The sequence below is a fragment of the Microbacterium sp. genome (assembly GCF_044508325.1).
Lineage (GTDB): Bacteria > Actinomycetota > Actinomycetes > Actinomycetales > Microbacteriaceae > Microbacterium.
Map to the genome: position 1 here is coordinate 1 of NZ_JBIQHX010000028.1, position 18,908 is coordinate 18,908.

Genomic DNA, 18,908 nt, shown 5'->3' on the forward strand with positions numbered 1-18,908 from the left:
GCGCAAGCGCGAGGATCGAAGCACTGCTGAGCAGGGGCCCGCGCAGGTGACACGAAATCGATCCCTCGAGCTCCGTGCGCTTGCGCCGGAGCTCTTCTCTTTGTCCAGAGCTGGCCGGCGCCGAGGCCGGCGCCCCGCCACCGCGGTGCGTCTCGTACAGACAAGGAGTGGCCATGGCGCAGAAGGAAGCCACGGTTGCCGAGCTCACGAAGAACTTCGAGGACTCGACCGCCGTTCTGCTGACCGAGTACCGCGGCCTGACGGTTGCCGAGCTCAAAGAGCTCCGCAACAGCATCCGTCAGGACGCGGAGTACGCCGTGGTGAAGAACACGCTGACCAAGATCGCGGCGAACAATGCCGGGATCTCGTCGCTGGACGACGACCTCAAGGGTCCGTCGGCCATCGCGTTCGTGCACGGCGACCCGGTCGCCGTCGCGAAGGGCCTGCGCGCCTTCGCCAAGGCACACCCTCTTCTCGTGATCAAGGGCGGCTTCTTCGACGGAGCACCCCTGAGCGCGGATGAGGTCAACAAGCTCGCCGACCTCGAGAGCCGTGAAGTCCTGCTGGCGAAGCTCGCCGGCGCGATGAAGGCCTCGCTGTTCCAGGCGGCATACGTCTTCAACGCCCCGCTGTCGAAGGCCGTCCGCACGGTCGATGCGCTGCGTGCGAAGCAGGAGACCGCGGCCTGACGCAGGTCCGGCGAACACGAAACCAGAAACAAGGAGAATCATCATGGCAAAGCTCACCACTGACGAGCTGCTCGACGCCTTCAAGGAGCTCTCGCTGATCGAGCTCAGCGAGTTCGTGAAGAAGTTCGAGGAGACCTTCGAGGTCACCGCTGCCGCCCCCGTCGCCGTCGCCGCCGCTGGCGCGCCGGCCGCCGGCGGTGCCGGTGGCGAGGCCGAGGCCGCCGAGGAGAAGGACTCGTTCGACGTCATCCTCGAGGCTGCCGGCGACAAGAAGATCCAGGTCATCAAGGTCGTCCGCGAGCTCACCTCGCTCGGCCTCGGCGAGGCCAAGGCCGTCGTCGACGCCGCGCCGAAGCCGGTGCTCGAGGGCGCGAACAAGGAGACGGCCGACAAGGCCAAGGCCGCCCTCGAGGAGGCCGGCGCCACCGTCACCCTCAAGTGAGTCGCGCTGCAACACGCGTGTGACGCGAACGCCCCCGGGGCACACCCCCGGGGCGTTCGTCGTCTCCGCGTAACCCGGGCTGTGGGCGCCGCGGCGCCCCGCTAGCGTGAAGGCATGAAGTTCGCCGCATCCGTCCTCGATCTGGTCGGCGATACGCCGCTGGTCCGACTGGGCCGGGTCACCGACGGCATCGCCGCCACGGTGCTCGCCAAGCTCGAGTACCTGAACCCGGGCGGCTCGAGCAAGGACCGCATCGCCGCACGCATCATCGACGCCGCGGAGGCGTCCGGGCAGCTGCAGCCCGGCGGCACGATCGTCGAGCCCACCAGCGGCAACACCGGCGTGGGACTGGCCCTGGTCGCCCAGCAGCGCGGCTACCGCTGCGTCTTCGTCGTGCCCGACAAGGTGGGGCAGGACAAGATCGACGTCCTCACCGCCTACGGCGCCGAGGTCGTCGTCGCGCCCACCTCGGTGCCTGCGGACTCGCCCGAGTCGTACTACAGCGTGAGCGACCGGCTCGCCCGCGAGATCGCGGGAGCGTTCAAGCCCAACCAGTACGAGAACCCCAACGGCCCGCGCAGCCACTACGAGACCACCGGACCCGAGATCTGGCGCGACACCGAGGGGAAGGTGACGCACTTCGTCGCCGGCATCGGCACCGGCGGCACGATCTCGGGGACCGGGCGCTATCTGCGCGAGCAGTCCGACACCGTCCGCATCGTCGGTGTCGATCCCGAAGGAAGCGTGTACAGCGGCGGAACAGGCCGCCCGTACCTCGTCGAGGGGGTCGGCGAAGACATCTGGCCGGGCGCCTACGATCCGCAGGTGCCGCACGAGATCGTCGCCGTCGGCGATGCGGAGTCGTTCGCGATGACCCGCCGGCTCGCCCGCGAAGAGGGCCTGCTGGTGGGCGGGTCGAGCGGGATGGCGGTGGTCGGCGCCCTGCGCATCGCCCGCGACCTGCCCTCCGACGCCGTCGTCGTGGTGCTGCTGCCCGACGGCGGCCGCGGCTACCTCGGCAAGATCTTCAACGAGCAGTGGATGCGCGAGTACGGCTTCACCGAGGGCGACGGGGTCGACAAGGTGGCCGATGTCGTGGCCACCCGTGCCGCAGGCATCCCGGATCTGGTCCATGCCCGACCCACCGACACCGTGCTCGACGCGATCGGGCTGATGCGCGAGTACGGGGTCTCGCAGCTGCTCGTGCTGAGCGCGCCGCCGCCGGTGGTCATGGGCGAGGTCGTCGGCGCCATCGACGAGAAGAGCCTGCTGGACAAGGTCTTCCGCGGCGAGGCGAAGACGACGGATGCCGTCTCCCAGCACGTGGGCGATCGCCTGCCGCTCATCGGCGTGCACGATTCCGTCGCCCAGGCCCGCGACGCCCTCGCGACCGCCGACGCGCTGCTGGTGACCCGCGACGGCAAGCCGTACACCGTCGTGACGCGTCAGGACCTGCTGGCGTATCTCGGGCGCGGCGGCGGCCCGCGCGACTGAGGGCGCTCGCCGGTGCACCACTCCAGGCGTTCAGCGGGGCCGGTGCAGGGGCCGAGGCGTCGGGAGGTCACCGGGCGTAACGTCCGCAGCGCGCGCCGCGGCGGCGTCCTAGGCTCGAAAGGTGAGCAACGAGCAGCACTTCGACACGCGCGCGATCCACGCCGGCCAGGCGTTCGACCCCACGACGGGCGCGATCATCCCGCCGATCTATCAGACCTCCACCTTCGTGCAGGACGGCATCGGCGGCTTCCGCGGCGGCTACGAGTACAACCGCGCGGGCAATCCCACGCGGACGGCGCTGGAGACGCAGCTGGCCGCCCTCGAGGGCGGCGCCCACGCCCGATCGTTCGCGTCGGGCCTGGCCGCGGAGGACGCGCTGCTGCGCGGGACCCTGGGGCCCGGCGACCATGTCATCCTCGGCAACGACGTCTACGGCGGCACCTATCGGCTCCTGACCAGCGTCCTGGGGCCCTGGGGCGTGGAGACCACGACGCTCGAGCTCTCCGACCTCGACGCGGTGCGCGCCGGCATCCGCCCCACCACCCGGATCGTGTGGGCCGAGACCCCGAGCAATCCGCTCCTGAAGATCACCGACATCCCCGCTCTGGCCGAGATCGCCCACGGCGCCGGCGCGCTTCTCGTGGTCGACAACACGTTCGCCTCGCCCGCGCTGCAAAGGCCCTTCGAGCTCGGCGCGGACGCCGTCGTCCACTCGACCACCAAGTACCTCGGCGGGCACTCCGACGTCCTCGGCGGTGCGGTCGTGCTCCGCGACGACACGCTGCTGGAGGCGCTCTCCTTCCAGCAGTTCGCCGTCGGGGCGGTCTCGGCGCCGCTGGACGCGTGGCTCACCTCGCGCGGCATCAAGACCCTCGCCGTGCGGATGCAGCGGCATTCCGAGAACGCGCAGGCGATCGCCGAATGGGCGGCGCGGCGCCCCGAGATCGAGACCGTCTACTACCCGGGACTCGCCTCGCACCCCGGCCACGAGATCGCCGCGAAGCAGATGACGGCGTTCGGCGGCATGCTCGCCCTGGGCCTTGCGGGCGGACCCGCCGCCGCGCGCGCATATGCGGAGTCGACGCGGCTGTTCCAGCTGGCCGAGTCGCTCGGGGGCGTCGAGTCGCTCATCGGCTACCCGCCCGAGATGACCCACGCCTCCCTGCGGGGCACAGCCCTGGCGGTGCCCGAGAACGTCGTGCGCCTGTCGGTGGGGATCGAGGATGCCGGCGACCTCATCGCCGACCTCGAGGAGGCGCTGGGGCGCATCTGATCGCTCCGAGTTCGCTGGGCGATCGCCGCCGCTCCCGCCCGACGGAGTAACGTCGGACCTCAGCCGGCGAACCCAGGAGGCGGTCGCGATGCCGACAGTCAGCGTGCGCTACATCGTCGACGACGTCGACCGGGCACTGGAGTTCTACACCGGGCTTCTCGGCTTCGCAGAGGTGATGCATCCCGCCCCGTCGTTCGCGATGGTCGCTCGCGGCGATCTGCGCCTGAACCTCAGTGCTCCGGGCGGCCCCGGCGGCGGCGGTCAGGCGATGCCCGACGGAGCCGTCCCGCAGCCGGGAGGCTGGAACCGCTTCGCCCTCGAGGTCGACGACCTCGACGGGCTGACGGCGTCGCTGCGGGCGGCCGGAGTGCGGTTCCGCAACGACATCGTCACCGGCGTGGGCGGTCGGCAGGTGCTCATCGAGGATCCTGCCGGCAATCCGGTCGAGCTGTTCGAGCCCGCGCAGCCGGAGGCGCGCCTGGACGGGGCCGAGCGGCCCTAGCCGTCGCGCGACGAGTGCGCGCGCACCGGCTGCAGCCGGAACAGGCGCACCGTGCGCCCGGACTCGCGCTCGTACGAGCGGTATCCGGGCCACTGCCGCTCGATGCGCGCCCACGCCGCGTCGCGCTCCTCGGCGGGGATCGGGGTGGCATGCACCGGCATCCGGCGGCCCCGGACGGTGATCCAGGCGTCCGGGTGGGCGAGCAGGTTCGTCGTCCAGGCCGGATGCCGCGCCCCGGCGAAGTTCGTCCCGGCCACGATCGCACGGCCGTGGCCGTCCGGCGTGTACATGAGCGGAGCCTCGCGTGGCGTGCCCGACTTCGCCCCCGTCGTGTGCAGGACGAGCGAGGGCACCAGCAGCGCGCTCAGCTGCACCCGGCCACCGGTCAGGCGCGCCAGCAGACGCTCCAGCGGCGGCAGCAGCCTCGGCCCCGCGGCACGGAAGGCGCGGGTGCGGGTGAATGGGGCGATGCAGGCCCGAACGACATCGGTGACGGTCACACCTCCCATCATGGCGCGTCCGGGTTTGGCAGGATGGGCGGATGCCGCGTGCACGAGCGAGTCTGTGGGCCGGAGCCGCGCTGCTGGCCGCAGCCGCCATGCTCACCGTCGGCATCCTGATCGGCGTCGACGACGGGCCGCTGCCGATCGACCGGGCGTGGCAGGACTTCCTGGTGCCGCTGCGCGGACCCGTGCTGCTGTGGTTCTCGTTCGCCATGGACGTGGTCGGCGGCGGCTGGATGGCGATCCTCGTGGTGCCGCTGGGAGGGGCGGCGCTGCTGTTCGCACTGCGCCGGCCGTGGGGCGCGGCGTACTTCCTCGTCGCCGAGGTGGCCAGCGTCGCCTTCGTCCAGGTGCTCAAGCACCTGGTCGGCCGTGCCCGGCCGGAAGACATCCTGGTGCTCTCAGACTTCGGCTCGTTCCCGTCCGGTCACGTCGCGAACGCCGCGACGGTCGCGATGGCCCTGTTCGTGCTGTTCCCACGGGTGTGGACAGCGGTCGCCGGCGCCGCCTGGGTCGTGCTCATGGCCTTCTCGCGCACCTACCTCGGCGCGCACTGGCTCAGCGACACGGTCGGAGGCGCCCTGATCGGCGCCGCGGCGGCGCTTCTGGTCGCGGCGGCGTTCGCCAAGCCGCTGCGGCGAGAGGCTCTCGATAAAGTGACGGCATGACGGATGCCGCGCCCCCCGCCTCGACGCACGACACCGCCGATTCCGCGGTGCGGGTGCGGACCGACCCCGCGACCGGTCTGACCGCCGCCGACGTCGCCGAGCGCGTCGCCGCGGGGCGCACGAACGACTTCCGACCCGACACCAGCCGCAGCGTCTGGACGATCATCAGGGCGAACGTGTTCACCCTGTTCAACGGCATCATCTTCGCGTGCTTCTTCGTGCTGTTCCTGCTCGGCCGCTGGCAGGACGCACTGTTCGGCTTCGCCGCGCTGATGAACTCGATCATCGGCTGCTGGCAGGAGTTCCGCGCCAAGGCGGCGCTCGACCGTCTCGCCCTGCTGAACGCACCCCGCGCCCGGGTGCGCCGCGACGGCGCGGAGGTCGAGATCGCTCCGATCGACGTCGTGATGGACGACATCCTGGTGCTGCGGGCAGGCGATCAGGTGCCGGCCGACGCGGTGGTGGTGGCCTCCCGAGCCCTGCAGATCGACGAGTCGATGCTGACCGGCGAGTCGGATGCCGTCGACAAGCGCCCCGGCGACGAGGCCCTCTCCGGCTCGATCGTGGTCGCCGGCGAAGGCGATGCGCAGGTCGACCGGGTCGGCGCGGACTCGTACGCCAACCGGTTCGCCGACGAGGCGAAGCGCTTCTCGCTGGTCGCCTCCGAGCTGCGCACCTCGATCGACCGGGTGCTGAAGTTCATGGCGTGGGCGATCGGCCCGATCGGACTGCTCGTGCTCAACGCGCAGGTGATGGTCGCCGGCGGCTGGGCGACGGCCTGGGAGACGGGCGGCTGGGTGCAGGCGGTGGTCAACACGATCGCGGCGCTGACGGCGATGATCCCGCTCGGCCTGGTGCTGATGACGTCGATCGCGTTCGCCGTCGGCGCGGCCAAGCTCGCCCGCCGGCAGGTGCTCGTCAACGAGCTGCCGGCGGTGGAGGGGCTCGCCCGGGTCGATGTGATCTGCCTCGACAAGACCGGAACCCTCACCGCCGGCGACATCGATTTCGACGCCGTGCACCCGCTCGGCGCGGAGGCTCCCGACGCCGCCGCCGTCCTCGCCTGGTACGGGGCCGCCCCTGACGCCAACGCCACGGCGCGCTGCCTGCAGGGGCCGTACCCGGTCGAGCGGCCGCTGGACGTCGCCCGCACCATCCCGTTCTCGTCGGCACGCAAGTGGAACGCCGTCTCCTTCGCCGGCGCCCCCGGGGGCACCTGGGTCATGGGCGCTCCGGAGATGGTCTTCGGGGACGAGGCATCCGATCCGTCCAGCGACCTCGGCCGCGCCGTGACGGAGCTCGCCGCCACGGGCCGGCGCACCCTCGTGCTCGCGCACACCGACACGGCTCTCACCGACGCCGACGTCGACGCCGAGCGGCTGCCCGCAGGCGTCACCCCCGTGCTCGTGCTCACCTTCCGCGAGCAGGTGCGGCCGGATGCCGCGCAGACGCTGGAGTACTTCCGCGCGCAGGACGTCGGCATCCGCATCATCTCGGGCGACAACCCCCGCACCGTCGCCGCCATCGCGCGGGAGGTCGGCCTGGACGCCGCGGACGGCTTCGATGCCCGCAAGCTCCCGGACGACGACGCCGCCCTGGGCGAGGTGCTCGACGAGCACCTCGTGTTCGGCCGGGTCACCCCCGAGCAGAAGAAACGACTCGTGATCGCCCTGCAGGGTCGCGGGCACGTCGTGGCGATGACCGGTGACGGGGTCAACGACGCGCTGGCGATCAAGACCGCCGACCTGGGCATCGCGATGAACTCCGGTGCGGCGGCGACCAAGGCGGTGGCCCGGCTCGTGCTTCTCGACGGCCGCTTCTCGCACCTGCCTGACGTGGTCGCGGAGGGCCGGCAGGTGATCGCGAACATCGAGCGGGTCTCGATGCTGTTCCTCACCAAGACCGCCTACGCGACCGGACTCGCCCTCCTGTTCGGATTCTTCGTGCTGGAATTCCCCTTCCTGCCGCGGCAGCTGTCGATCACCGACGGGCTGACCATCGGCATCCCGGCGTTCTTCCTCGCACTGATGCCCAACAAGCAGCGCTACGTGCCCGGGTTCCTGCGACGGTCGCTCAGCTTCGCGATCCCCGCCGGCGTCGTCATCGCCGTCTCGCTGCTGCTGTACACGCTCGGGGCGATGAGGCTCGGCATCGACGAACCCGAGCTGCGAACCGGCGCGACGATCATCCTCGCGATCGTGGGCATCTGGGTGCTCACGGTCCTGTCGCGGCCGGTCACCCGCTTCAAGGTGCTCGTCATCGGTGCGATGTTCATCGCCCTCATCGGCCTGTTCACGATCCCGCTCGCGACGCAGTTCTTCCAGCTCGTCGACCCGGGCGAGGAGGCGGCCTGGCTGCTCACCGGCATCACGATCCTCGCGATCGGGCTGATCGAGGTGGTGCGCTTCTTCCACCGCCGGTACGTGGCGCGCCAGCTCGCCTGAGTCAGGCGGCGACGGCTTCCGACCCGGGTCCCGCCGGTTCGGCGGACGCTGATCGGGGCGGGAACCGCAGCGAGCCGGGCCGGACCCACAGCGCCGCGACCACGAGTGCCTGCACGATCGTCTGCACGACGCTGAAGGCATCCCAGTCGTCCGAGCTCACGATCGTGATGACGTTGAGCACGACGAGGAGACCGAAGTACACGGTGATGAGCACGCGTGCGAACCGGCTGCCCCGGGAGAGCCCCGAGGCGACCGCGATCATGAGCAGGCCGAGCAGGATGGTCGCGGCACCGACGAGGGTCACCACCAGCACGAGATCGTCCGGCACGCGGTAGCGGCTGAGCATGATGAGGATGCCCAGGGCGACGCTGCTGAGCGCGCTCAGGTACACCAGGACGATCGCGATCGTCACGACGACGATCGAGGCGCGGGACGGAGTCGACGGCACGCGTTCACTGTATCGGGCGGCACCGCCCTGCGAAGCGGTGCCGCGGCGTCGGTAGGCTGACGCCATGACTGAGCCCGACGCCGTCGCCGCCGCCGAACTCGCGCGCCTGCGCGCAGAAGCCGAAGCCGCAGAAGCGGCCGCCAAGGCCGCGCAGGCCAAGGCGGCGCTCGCCGCCGCCGAAGCCGCCGCGGCGGCCGCGCAGGCGGCGGGATCGGCGGAGGGGCAGGACGCAGGCGCAGGCCCGGACCCAGAGGCAGTCCCGGTCCCAGACGCAGTCCCGGACACGGGCGGCGCGGGGGCGGCGGAAGGGGATGCCGGCGGCGCGGGCTCCGGCCCGCTCGACGCCGACGAGGTCGCCGCCGTGATCAAGGGATACACCTTCGAGGCCGAGACCCTCGACCTCGGGGCGCTGGTGAACACGGAGGCGGTCCCGGAGGCGCAGATCCGCATCCCGCTGGCCATGATGAACCGGCACGGCCTCGTCGCCGGCGCCACCGGCACCGGCAAGACCCGGACCCTGCAGGGACTGGCCGAGCAGCTGGCGGCCAAGGGAGTGCCCGTGTTCGCCGCCGACATCAAAGGCGACCTGTCCGGCGTGGCGACGCCGGGTGAATCCAGCGACAAGCTGCTGGCCCGCACCCGCGCCATCGGGCAGGACTGGAAGCCGGAGGCCTCCGCCACCGAGTACTTCGCCCTCGGCGGCATCGGCAAGGGCGTGCCGGTGCGTGCGACCGTCAGCGGATTCGGGCCGCTGCTGCTGAGCAAGGTGCTCGGGCTCAACGAGACGCAGGAGTCGAGCCTCGGCCTGGTCTTCCACTACGCCGACGAGAACGGCCTGGCCCTGGTCGACCTCAGTGACCTGCGGGCGGTGCTCAGCTACCTGACCAGCGATGAGGGCAAGGCCGAGCTGAAGAACCTGGGCGGCCTGTCGTCGGCGACGGCCGGAGTCATCCTGCGCGAGCTCATCACCTTCGCGGACGACGGGGCGGATGTCTTCTTCGGCGAGCCCGAGTTCGACGTGAACGACTTCCTGCGCACCGCCGCCGACGGGCGCGGCATCATCTCTCTGCTGGAGGTGCCCGGGGTCGCCGACAAGCCGGCGCTCTTCTCCACGTTCCTCATGTACCTGCTGGCCGAGCTGTTCGAGATCCTCCCCGAGGTGGGCGATCTCGACAAGCCCAAGCTGGTGTTCTTCTTCGACGAGGCGCATCTGCTGTTCAAGGACGCCTCGAAGGACTTCCTCTCCGCGATCGTGCAGACCGTGCGCCTGATCCGCTCGAAGGGCGTGGGCGTGTTCTTCGTGACGCAGACGCCGAAGGACGTGCCCTCCGATGTGCTCGGCCAGCTCGGCTCGCGGGTGCAGCATGCGCTGCGCGCCTTCACCCCCGACGACGCGAAGGCCCTGCGCGCCACGGTGGGCACCTACCCCGTGTCCGGCTACGACCTCGAACGCGTGCTGCAGGAGCTGGGCACCGGGGAGGCGATCGTCACCGTCATGAGCGAGAAGGGCGCTCCCACGCCCGTCGCGTGGACGCGCATGCGCGCGCCGCAGGGCCTCATGTCGCCGACGCCCGACCCCGAGATCGAGCGGGCGGTCAAGGCATCCCCGCTGCTGGCCCGGTACGGCACCGCGATCGACCGCGAGTCGGCCCGCGAGCTGCTCGCTGCCAAGATGAACGCGGCCGAAGAGGCGGCCAGGGCCGAGCAGGCGGCGCTGGAGAAGGCGAAGGCGGATGCCGAGTACGCCAAGCAGAAGGCGGCCATCGACAAGGCTCAGGCCGCCGCCGAGAAGAAGGCACAGGCCGAGTACGAGCGACTTCTGAAGAAGACCTCCGGCAGCTCCCGCACCGCGTCGCGCAAGACGCCGACCTCGCCCTTGGAAGAGGTGCTCAACTCCAAGACGACGCAGACGATCCTGGGCGGCGTGATCCGCGGCATCTTCGGCACCGGCCGCCGCTGACCCACCAGGAGCGGGCGCCGGTCGCGGCGCCGGGTGCTCGGCGTCCGGCCTAGCATGGGGTCATGGCGACGAAGGCACCCCGTGAGGACATCGACGAGAGCAGAGTGAGGGTCGGCGACCGGAAGAAGAGGGCGGTCGGGGTGCCGGCGGTCCTGCACGCGCTGCAGATCTCGTACGAGCAGATGGGGATCACCCGCAGCGTCCAGACGCTCCTGAAGGTCAACCAGAAGGACGGCTTCGACTGCCCCGGGTGCGCGTGGCCCGAGGAGGACAAGAGGCACGTCGCCGAGTTCTGCGAGAACGGGGCCAAGGCGGTCGCCGAGGAGGCGACGGTGCGCCGTGTCACGCCCGAGTTCTTCGCGCAGCACTCCCTCGAAGAACTCGCCGGCCACGACGACTGGTGGCTCGGGCAGCAGGGACGGCTGACGCATCCGATGATCCTCGACGAGGGCGCCACCCACTATCGCCCGATCTCGTGGGACGACGCGCTGCAGACCATCGCCGACGAGCTGCGCGGGCTCGACGACCCGAACGAGGCGATCTTCTATACGTCCGGCCGCACCTCGAACGAAGCGGCGTTCCTGTATCAGCTGCTCGTGCGCGGGTTCGGCACGAACAACCTGCCGGACTGCTCGAACATGTGCCACGAGTCGTCGGGGTCGGCGCTGACCGAGACGCTCGGCATCGGCAAGGGCACGGTGTCGATCGACGACGTGCACCGGGCCGACCTCATCATCATCGCGGGGCAGAACCCGGGCACGAACCACCCCCGCATGCTCAGCGCGCTCGAGAAGGCCAAGCGCAACGGCGCCACGATCGTCGCGGTCAATCCGCTTCCCGAGGCGGGGCTCGTGCGCTTCGAGAACCCCCAGACCGTCAAGGGCGTGATCCTCGGCGGCACCAAGATGGCCGACGAGTTCGTGCAGATCCGCCTCGGCGGCGATCAGGCGCTGTTCCAGGCGATCGGCAAGCATCTGCTCGAGTACGAGGCCGAGCACGGCGGTGTGCTCGACACCGCCTTCATCGCCGACCACACGAGCGGCTTCGAGGCCTACCGGCAGGCCATGGCCGACGTGCCGTGGCGCGAGCTGGTGGCCGCGACCGGCGTGCCCGAGAACACGCTGCGGCGCGTCGCCGACCTGGTGCGGACGTCCCCGGCGACGATCGTGTGCTGGGCGATGGGCCTGACGCAGCACAAGCACTCGGTGCCGATGCTGCGCGACATCGTCAACGTGCTGCTCCTGCAGGGGAACATGGGCAGGCCCGGGGCCGGCGTGTGCCCGGTGCGCGGCCACTCGAACGTGCAGGGCGATCGCACGATGGGGATCTACGAGAAGCCGTCCGAGGCGTTCCTGTCGGCCCTCGACGAGGAGTTCGGCTTCACGGCGCCCCGGCCGCACGGGTACGACACCGTCGAGGCGATCCGCGCTATGCGCGACGGCAAGGCGAAGTTCTTCATGAGCATGGGCGGCAACTTCGTGTCGGCCACGCCCGACACCGCCGTGGTCGAGCAGGGGATGCGCAACCTCGACCTCACGGTGCACGTGTCGACCAAGCTCAACCGGTCGCACGTGGTCACCGGCCGGCGCGCGCTGATCATCCCGACGCTCGGCCGCACCGACCGTGACCGGCGGCGCGGCACGGACGGATCCTTCGCCGAGCAGAAGATCACCGTCGAGGACTCGATGGGCGCCGTGCACGCCTCACGCGGCCGGCTCGCCCCGCCCGCGGAGGACATGCTCAGCGAGGTCGCGATCATCGCCCGCCTGTGCGCGCTGCTGTTCGACCGGGGCGCCGAGACGGAACCCGGCGGACCGGTCGAAGGCGTCTCCGCTGGCTCCGCCACCGGCGACCGCAGCGCGCCGCAGGCGGACTGGGCCGCGCTGGAGGCGGACTATGCGCTCATCCGGCAGCACATCGCCCGCGTCGTGCCGGGCTTCGCCGACTACGAGCAGAAGATCGACAAGGGACGCACGCTGCATCTGCCCAACGGCCCGCGCGACGCGCGCAGGTTCGCCACGGCGACCGGGCGGGCGATGTTCACGGTGAACCCGCTCGTGTACCCGTTCATCCCGCACGGACGCCTGCTGCTGCAGACGCTGCGCTCGCACGATCAGTACAACACCACCATCTACGGCAAGGACGACCGCTACCGCGGCATCACCGGCGGCCGCCGCGTCGTCATGGTGAACCCGAAGGACATCGTCGAGCTGGGATTCGCCGACGGCGAGATCGTCGACCTCGTTTCGGAGTGGCGCCGCCCCTCGACGGGCTCGGGGGCCGACGGCGGTGTCGAGGAGCGTCGGGCCGAGCAGTTCCGCATCGTCGCCTACGACACCCCGCGCGGCAACGCGGCGGCGTACTTCCCCGAAGCCAACGTGCTGGTGCCGCTGGATTCGATGGCGGATGTCTCGGGCACGCCGACCTCGAAGTCGGTGGTGATCCGGCTCGAGCACCGCTGAGAGGGAGACGCCGATCCTCCCTGTCGCCACCTCGCGTAGCGTGGAGGTGTGGACCACTCGCCGCGGAGCGGCCCGGGATCCCGTCTGTTCATCGTGGCCCCCGCGGCTGTGCTCCTCCTGCTGGGGTTGAACGCCGGGCTGCTGCTCATGGGCGTGCCGCTGCCCATGCCTGCCGCGCGCCTGCCCGACATGCACGCGCCGCTGCTGGTCTTCGGCTTCGTCGGCACCCTGATCAGCCTCGAGCGGGCTGTCGCCCTGCGTGCCGCGTGGGCGTACGCCGCCCCGATCCTCTTCGCGACGGGGGCGATCGCCACCCTGCTGCCGCTGCCGCTGAGCATCGGCCAGGCGCTGATCACCGCCGCCGCCATCGGGCACTGCGCGCAGTACGTCGCCATCTGGCGCCGCCAGCCCATGACCGCCACCGCCGTGCAGGGAACCGGCGCGGTCATCGCCGTCGCCGCCGCCGTCGCGTGGTGCGGCGGTGTGCCCCCGGCGTGGCTCGTGCCGCAGCTGGGCGCATTCCTCGTGCTCACCATCGCCGGCGAGCGCCTCGAGCTGGCGCGACTGGCCGCGCCCGGGCGCTTCGCCGAGACGCTGCTGCTCTGGCTGGGCGTCGGGCTTGCGGCATCCGCCCTGCTCTCGCTCACCATGCCGGTGGTGGCCGTCCCGCTCGCCGGCCTCGCCCTGCTCGCGATCGTGGCGTGGCTCGTGCGGTACGACGTCGCACGGGCGACGATCCGCCAGCGGGGCCTGCCGAAGTACGTCGCGGTGTGCCTGTTCGCGGGGTATGCGTGGCTGGCCGTCGCCGGCGTCGGCTGGCTGCTGGGCGGGCCGCAGACCGAGGGGCCCCTGTACGACGCGACCACCCATGCGGTGTTCCTCGGCTTCGTGATCACGATGATCATGGCGCACGCGCCGATCATCCTGCCCGCGGTGCTGCGGGTGCGCATTCCCTTCCACCCCGTGCTGTACCTGCCGGTGGCCCTGCTGCAGGCGTCGCTGCTGGTGCGGGTGGTGGTGGGGGATGCCTGGGGGAGCGTGCCGGGGCTGCAGCTCAGCGGCATCGGCGCCGCGGCGGCCATGGTGCTGTTCGGCGTCGCCGCGGTGACGCTGTCGCTGCGCGACCGGGCGCGTGAGCGTGCCCGCGGGATGAAGGAGGACGAGGCCCGTGTCACGGCGTGACTGGTACCTGGTCACCAACGCGGTGGTGCTGGGGTGGATCGTGCTGACGGTCGTCGCCGTCGGGGTGCACCGATTCGTCGACCAGCCGCTGTGGCTCATGGTGCACCTGCCGCTGCTGGGCGCGGCGACCGCGGCGATCCTCATCTGGTCGCAGCACTTCGCCGACACCCTGCTGCGCCGCGCGGCGCCCGGCGGACGGGTCGGTCTGGGCATCCGCCTGGGCGGGCACACCGTCGGGGCCCTGACGGTCGTCGCGGGGGTGGTGACCGGCTCCCTCCCGCTCGTCGTGGCCGGTGCCGTCGTCGTGGGGGCGGCGATCGTCGTGCACGCGGTGCTGCTCGGCATCCAGTCCCGCGGCGCCCTGCCCGCGCGGTTCGCACCGCTGGTGCGCTACTACGTCGCCGCGGCGGTCGTCTTCCTCGGGGGCATCGCGATCGGGGTCGTCATGGCCGGCGACCCGGCTCTCACCGACCGGCTCGTGACCGCGCACATCGTGCTCAACGCCTACGGCTGGATCGGTCTGACTGCTCTGGGCACCCTCGTGCTGCTGTGGCCGACGGTGCTGCACGCCCGCATCCAGCAGTCGGCGGATGCCGCCGGCCGCCGCGCCCTGTGGATCCTGCTGGCCGGGCTCGCGATCGCGGCGGCAGGCCCGCTCGTGGGCGTGCAGGCGCTCGTGGCGGTGGGCATGGCCGTGTGGCTGGCCGGTGCCCTTCTGATCGCCCGGGAGGGCTGGCGCCAGGCGCGCACCATGCCGCCGGGCACCTTCGCCGGCTGGAGCCTCGCCTGCGCCTTCGCGTGGGTGATCGGGGCCGCAGCCACCCTCGCCGTGCAGGCGGTGCTGCTGCCCGGCTGGGCCGAACTGCGCGACGCGTACCTCGTCGTGCTGGGGCCGCTCGTGGCGGGCTTCGCCGTGCAGCTGGTCAGCGGCGCCATGAGCTACCTGCTCCCGGTGGTCGCGATGGGCAGCCCGAAGGCGGCGAAGGCGGGCGCGGAGGTGCTCGATCGGGGCTGGGCGTTCCGCGTGGTCGCGTTCAACGGCTCGATCCTGCTGTACCTGCTGCCGATGCCGAGCCTGGCCCGCGTGCTGCTCTCGTTCGTCGCGGCGGGCGTGGTCGTCGCCTTCCTGGTGCTCGTGATCCGCGCGCTGGTCGTCGGGCGGCGCGTGCGTCGCGGCGAGGGCAGCAGTCCCGACCGCAGCGGGCGGGTGGGGATCGGGATGCCGGCTCCCGCGGCCCCGCCGCCGCCCCGCCGCGCGGGCGGACTCGTCGCCGGCTTCGCGGTGCTCGCGCTGTGCGTGGCCGGGGGAGTCGCCGCCGATCCCGCCGCCGCGGGCATCGCGGTCGCCGCGCCCGCCGCGGACGTCGTCGCCACCGGTGAGACCACCCACGTGACCGTGCAGGTGCAGGGCATGCACTTCACACCGGACGTCATCGAGGTGCCGGTCGGCAACACCCTCGAGGTCACCTTCGAGAACACCGGCACCGACGTGCACGACCTGACCTTCGCCAACGGCGTGCGCACCGCCCGGCTCGCCCCCGGCGCGTCGGAGACCGTGGACGTGGGCGTGATCGGGGCGGACATGGCCGGGTGGTGCTCGATCGCAGGGCACCGGCAGATGGGCATGGAGCTCACCGTGGTCGCCGTCGGTGCGGCCGCGGATGCCGGCTCGTCCGCCGGATCGGACGGCCACGCCCATGGCGCGGACCCGGGCGCGCCCAGCGCCGCAGACGACATCGACCTCGACGGCGCCGAGCCCGCCCCCGGCTTCGAGCCGTGGCCGGCTTCCCTCGCCCCGGCAGGTGAGGGGACGCTGCACCGCATCACCCTGGAGGCGCAGGAGATCGTCCAGGAGGTGGCCCCCGGCATCCGCCAGGAGCGATGGACCTTCGGCGGCACCGCTCCAGGGCCCGTGCTGCGGGGGAAGGTCGGCGACACGTTCGAGATCACGCTCGTCAACGACGGCACGATCGGCCACTCCATCGACTTCCACGCCGGGTCGCTCGCGCCGAACGAGCCCATGCGGACCATCCAGCCCGGGGAGACGCTCACCTATACCTTCACCGCGACGAAGGCCGGCATCTGGATGTATCACTGCTCGACGATGCCGATGTCGATGCATATCGCCAACGGCATGTACGGCGCGGTGATCATCGACCCGCCCGACCTCGCCTCCGTCGACCGGGAGTATCTGCTCGTGCAGGGCGAGCTGTACCTCGGCCCGCAGGAGCAGCCGGCCGACGCCGACAAGCTCGCCGTCGTCGCCCCCGACCTGGTGGCCTTCAACGGCTACGCCGATCAGTACGTGCACCGTCCGCTGGCGGCATCCGTCGGCGAACGGGTGCGGATCTGGGTGCTGGATGCCGGACCCAACGTGGCCTCGTCGTTCCACGTCGTCGGAGGCCAGTTCGACACCGTCTACCTCGAGGGCGCCTTCACGCTCGAGCCGGGCGGGCCCGGCGGGGCCCAGGCGCTCGCGCTGCAGCCGGCGCAGGGCGGATTCGTCGAGCTCGCGTTCCCGGAGGCAGGCGACTATCCGTTCGTGACGCACCGCATGAGCGACGCCGAGAAGGGCGCGCGCGGCGTGTTCCACATCGAGTCCGCACCGAAAGGGTGACGCCGAGGCATCCGCGCCGCTAGCGTGACCGGTGACGCCCTTGACGTTCTGACGATCGGAGCCGGCGATGTCGACGAGCGCCCCCGCAGCGGAGACCGCCGCAGCACCGGATCTGCGCGGAGGCATGATCCAGGTCGTCATCGCCACGCTCGCCTCCACGGTGGGGTTCTGGGCGTGGATGGCGATCGCCCCGCTGCAGAACATCTACGGCGAGACGATGGGGCTCGATCAAGGGCAGATCTCGATCATGCTGGCGATGCCGGTGCTCGTCGGCGCCCTCGGCCGCATCGTCGTGGGCGCGATGACCGACCGGTTCGGCGGGCGCACGATGTTCGCCGCGCTGCTGCTGCTGGGGGTTCCCGCCGTGCTGCTGGTGGCCGTCGCCGGGAGCATCGGCAGCTACCCGCTGCTGCTTCTCGCCGGCCTCATCCTCGGCATCCCCGGCACGATCTTCGCCGTCGGCATCCCGTTCTCCAGCGCCTGGTTCCCGCCGCAGCGACGCGGGTTCGCCACCGGCGTGTTCGGCATGGGCATGATCGGCACCGCGGTCTCGGCGTTCTTCACCCCTCGGCTCGTGGAGTGGATCGGGTACTGGCCGACGCACCTGGTGATCGCCGGGATCATGGTGTTCTGGGCCCTGCTGGTGTGGTTCGTCATGCGGGAGTCGCCGGTGTGGACCCCGAGTCGTCAGAAGCTCGTGCCGAAGGTGATGGGAGCGCTGAGGCTCATCATCACCTGGCAGATGTCCTTCCTCTACGCGATCGTCTTCGGCGGATTCGTGGCGTTCTCGACCTACCTGCCCAAGTACCTGCTGACGATCTATCCGGGCGAGGTCGACGCCGTCGGCGCCGGCACGCGCACCGCCATGTTCGCCGCCGCGGCCGTGATCGCGCGCCCCATCGGCGGCGTGCTGGCCGACCGCTTCGGGCCGAAGGTGATCTCCCTCATCTCCCTCGCCGGCATCGTCGCCGCCGCCTACGTCGTCGGCCAGCAGCCTCCCGAGGGCGTGCTGACCGGCGTCGTGTTCCTGCTCATGGCCGCCGCGATGGGCCTCGGCATGGGCGCCGTGTTCGCCTGGATCGGGCCCTCCACCCCGCCCGACAAGGTCGGCGCCGTCACGGGCGTGGTCGCCGCGGCGGGCGGCCTGGGCGGCTACTTCCCGCCCCTGGTCATGGGAGCCACCTACCACGCCGAGACCAATTCGTACGCGCTCGGCCTGTGGCTGCTCGTGCTCGTGGGCGCGGCGGCGCTCGTGGTGGCGGGGATGCTGCGCGACGCCCGTCCGAAGAGCTGACCGCGCTGCGCTGAGCCCCGCGGGCCGCCGGTCCGCGGCATCCCTAGACTGGCCTCATGTCCGTCAAGGCCGCCGTGGTGACCGTCTCGAACCGGTCGGCGGCCGGCACGCGCGCCGACACGGGCGGTCCGGTCGCCGTCGAGGCGCTGCGCGCGGCCGGATTCGCGTGCGACGATGCGCTCATCATCCCGGACGGGGCCGAGCGCGTGGCCGAGGCGCTGCGCGGCCTGCTCGCCGCCGGGGTGCGGGTGGTCGTGACCACCGGAGGCACCGGCGTCGGCCCCTTCGACCGCACCCCCGAGGGCACGGCCGCCGTGCTCGACCGCGACCTGCCCGGCATCGCCGAGGAGCTGCGTCGCCGCAGCGCGGCGGAGAAGCCCGCCGGGATGCTGTCGCGCGGCCTCGCCGGGGTCGCCGGCGACGCACTGATCGTGAACCTTCCCGGGTCGCCGAAGGCCGTGGTCTCGGGCATGCCGGTCATCGTGTCGGTCGCCCAGCACGTGGTCGACCAGCTCAGCGGGGAGGACCACCCATGACCACCGTCCGTCGCGCCGCGATCAGCAGTGAGCCGCTGGTGCTCGACGAGCACCTCGCACTCGTCGACGACCCGACGATGGGGGCGGAGTGCACGTTCGTGGGGCGGGTGCGTGACCACGACCCGGATGCCGCGGGCACCGTCGTGGCGCTGGAGTACAGCTCGCACCCCGACGCCGAGGCGACGTTGCGCCGCCTCGCCGAGGAGGCTGTCGGCGGCACCGACGCGATCGTCGCCGTCAGTCACCGCGTGGGCAGGCTCGCGGTGGGGGACGCCGCGGTGATCGTGTGCGTGGCCGCCGCGCATCGCGGCGACGCTTTCACGGTGTGCCGGGCGCTCATCGAGTCGATCAAGCACGGGCTCCCGATCTGGAAGCGCCAGGTCGAGGCCGACGG

Annotated in this window: 16 protein-coding genes; 14 read left to right on the plus strand and 2 right to left on the minus strand. The window is 71.6% G+C overall.

Features of this window, described 5'->3' with window-relative positions:
• The first annotated feature begins 173 nt into the window (after positions 1 to 173).
• The 5 genes from rplJ (at position 174) to ACIWQI_RS14875 (ending at position 4,400) form a co-directional block, all read left to right on the plus strand.
• Positions 174 to 689, plus strand: a complete 516-nt coding sequence (gene rplJ, locus ACIWQI_RS14855; protein ID WP_396658573.1) for a 50S ribosomal protein L10 — start codon at positions 174 to 176, stop codon at positions 687 to 689.
• 43 nt (positions 690 to 732) lie between these two features.
• On the plus strand, positions 733 to 1,131 hold the full coding sequence (gene rplL, locus ACIWQI_RS14860; RefSeq protein WP_396658575.1) for a 50S ribosomal protein L7/L12: 399 nt from the start codon (positions 733 to 735) through the stop codon (positions 1,129 to 1,131).
• Positions 1,132 to 1,245: 114 nt separating this feature from the next.
• Entirely contained in the window at positions 1,246 to 2,625 is a 1,380-nt protein-coding gene (locus ACIWQI_RS14865) for a cystathionine beta-synthase (RefSeq protein WP_396658576.1), read from the plus strand.
• A gap of 121 nt (positions 2,626 to 2,746) precedes the next feature.
• Positions 2,747 to 3,898 carry a cystathionine gamma-synthase gene (locus ACIWQI_RS14870; protein ID WP_396658578.1) on the plus strand — a complete coding sequence of 384 codons (1,152 nt, stop codon included), beginning with the start codon at positions 2,747 to 2,749 and terminating at the stop codon, positions 3,896 to 3,898.
• An 88-nt stretch (positions 3,899 to 3,986) separates the two neighbouring features.
• Entirely contained in the window at positions 3,987 to 4,400 is a 414-nt protein-coding gene (locus tag ACIWQI_RS14875) for a VOC family protein (protein ID WP_396658579.1), read from the plus strand.
• Here ACIWQI_RS14875 and ACIWQI_RS14880 read toward each other — a convergent pair.
• On the minus strand, positions 4,397 to 4,900 hold the full coding sequence (locus tag ACIWQI_RS14880) for a nitroreductase family deazaflavin-dependent oxidoreductase (RefSeq protein WP_396658581.1): 504 nt from the start codon (positions 4,898 to 4,900) through the stop codon (positions 4,397 to 4,399). The two genes, ACIWQI_RS14875 and ACIWQI_RS14880, sit on opposite strands and share 4 nt — an antisense overlap.
• A gap of 41 nt (positions 4,901 to 4,941) precedes the next feature.
• Here ACIWQI_RS14880 and ACIWQI_RS14885 point away from each other — a divergent pair, with 41 nt between their 5' ends.
• Complete coding sequence (locus ACIWQI_RS14885; protein WP_396658583.1) at positions 4,942 to 5,571, plus strand: phosphatase PAP2 family protein; 630 nt, start codon at positions 4,942 to 4,944, stop codon at positions 5,569 to 5,571.
• The gene (locus ACIWQI_RS14890; RefSeq protein ID WP_396658584.1) at positions 5,568 to 8,015 is read left to right on the plus strand and encodes an HAD-IC family P-type ATPase; all 2,448 of its coding nucleotides are present in this window, start codon (positions 5,568 to 5,570) and stop codon (positions 8,013 to 8,015) included. Before ACIWQI_RS14885 ends, ACIWQI_RS14890 begins: the two co-directional genes overlap by 4 nt.
• A gap of 1 nt (position 8,016) precedes the next feature.
• On the opposite strand, the gene ACIWQI_RS14895 is transcribed toward ACIWQI_RS14890, so the two are convergent.
• On the minus strand, positions 8,017 to 8,463 hold the full coding sequence (locus ACIWQI_RS14895) for a hypothetical protein (protein ID WP_396658586.1): 447 nt from the start codon (positions 8,461 to 8,463) through the stop codon (positions 8,017 to 8,019).
• Between the two features lie 64 nt (positions 8,464 to 8,527).
• On the opposite strand from ACIWQI_RS14895, the gene ACIWQI_RS14900 reads away from it, so the two are divergent.
• From ACIWQI_RS14900 to ACIWQI_RS14930, 7 genes are all read left to right on the plus strand, one after another.
• Positions 8,528 to 10,423: a helicase HerA-like domain-containing protein gene (locus tag ACIWQI_RS14900; RefSeq protein ID WP_396658587.1), complete on the plus strand. Its 1,896-nt coding sequence runs from the start codon at positions 8,528 to 8,530 to the stop codon at positions 10,421 to 10,423.
• A gap of 62 nt (positions 10,424 to 10,485) precedes the next feature.
• Positions 10,486 to 12,885, plus strand: coding sequence for an FdhF/YdeP family oxidoreductase (locus ACIWQI_RS14905; protein ID WP_396658589.1), 2,400 nt, complete (start codon positions 10,486 to 10,488; stop codon positions 12,883 to 12,885).
• Between the two features lie 48 nt (positions 12,886 to 12,933).
• Positions 12,934 to 14,067 carry a hypothetical protein gene (locus ACIWQI_RS14910; protein ID WP_396658591.1) on the plus strand — a complete coding sequence of 378 codons (1,134 nt, stop codon included), beginning with the start codon at positions 12,934 to 12,936 and terminating at the stop codon, positions 14,065 to 14,067.
• Entirely contained in the window at positions 14,054 to 16,684 is a 2,631-nt protein-coding gene (locus tag ACIWQI_RS14915) for a multicopper oxidase domain-containing protein (RefSeq protein WP_396658593.1), read from the plus strand. Before ACIWQI_RS14910 ends, ACIWQI_RS14915 begins: the two co-directional genes overlap by 14 nt.
• Positions 16,685 to 16,751: 67 nt before the next feature.
• Positions 16,752 to 17,978, plus strand: a complete 1,227-nt coding sequence (locus ACIWQI_RS14920; protein ID WP_396658595.1) for an MFS transporter — start codon at positions 16,752 to 16,754, stop codon at positions 17,976 to 17,978.
• Positions 17,979 to 18,034: 56 nt separating this feature from the next.
• Positions 18,035 to 18,514, plus strand: coding sequence for a molybdenum cofactor biosynthesis protein B (locus tag ACIWQI_RS14925; protein WP_396658597.1), 480 nt, complete (start codon positions 18,035 to 18,037; stop codon positions 18,512 to 18,514).
• Positions 18,511 to 18,908: molybdenum cofactor biosynthesis protein MoaE (locus ACIWQI_RS14930; protein ID WP_396658599.1), on the plus strand; the 398-nt coding region annotated here is incomplete at its 3' end. The genes ACIWQI_RS14925 and ACIWQI_RS14930, both read left to right, overlap by 4 nt.

Bases quoted from the DNA above. Each gene is read 5' to 3' on its own strand.
- ACIWQI_RS14920 (WP_396658595.1), top strand. From the start codon at position 16,752: ATGTCGACGAGCGCCCCCGCAGCGGAGACCGCCGCAGCACCGGATCTG.
- rplL (WP_396658575.1), top strand. From the start codon at position 733: ATGGCAAAGCTCACCACTGACGAGCTGCTCGACGCCTTCAAGGAGCTC.
- rplJ (WP_396658573.1), top strand. From the start codon at position 174: ATGGCGCAGAAGGAAGCCACGGTTGCCGAGCTCACGAAGAACTTCGAG.
- ACIWQI_RS14890 (WP_396658584.1), top strand. From the start codon at position 5,568: ATGACGGATGCCGCGCCCCCCGCCTCGACGCACGACACCGCCGATTCC.
- ACIWQI_RS14875 (WP_396658579.1), top strand. From the start codon at position 3,987: ATGCCGACAGTCAGCGTGCGCTACATCGTCGACGACGTCGACCGGGCA.
- ACIWQI_RS14865 (WP_396658576.1), top strand. From the start codon at position 1,246: ATGAAGTTCGCCGCATCCGTCCTCGATCTGGTCGGCGATACGCCGCTG.
- ACIWQI_RS14905 (WP_396658589.1), top strand. From the start codon at position 10,486: ATGGCGACGAAGGCACCCCGTGAGGACATCGACGAGAGCAGAGTGAGG.
- ACIWQI_RS14885 (WP_396658583.1), top strand. From the start codon at position 4,942: ATGCCGCGTGCACGAGCGAGTCTGTGGGCCGGAGCCGCGCTGCTGGCC.
- ACIWQI_RS14900 (WP_396658587.1), top strand. From the start codon at position 8,528: ATGACTGAGCCCGACGCCGTCGCCGCCGCCGAACTCGCGCGCCTGCGC.
- ACIWQI_RS14925 (WP_396658597.1), top strand. From the start codon at position 18,035: ATGTCCGTCAAGGCCGCCGTGGTGACCGTCTCGAACCGGTCGGCGGCC.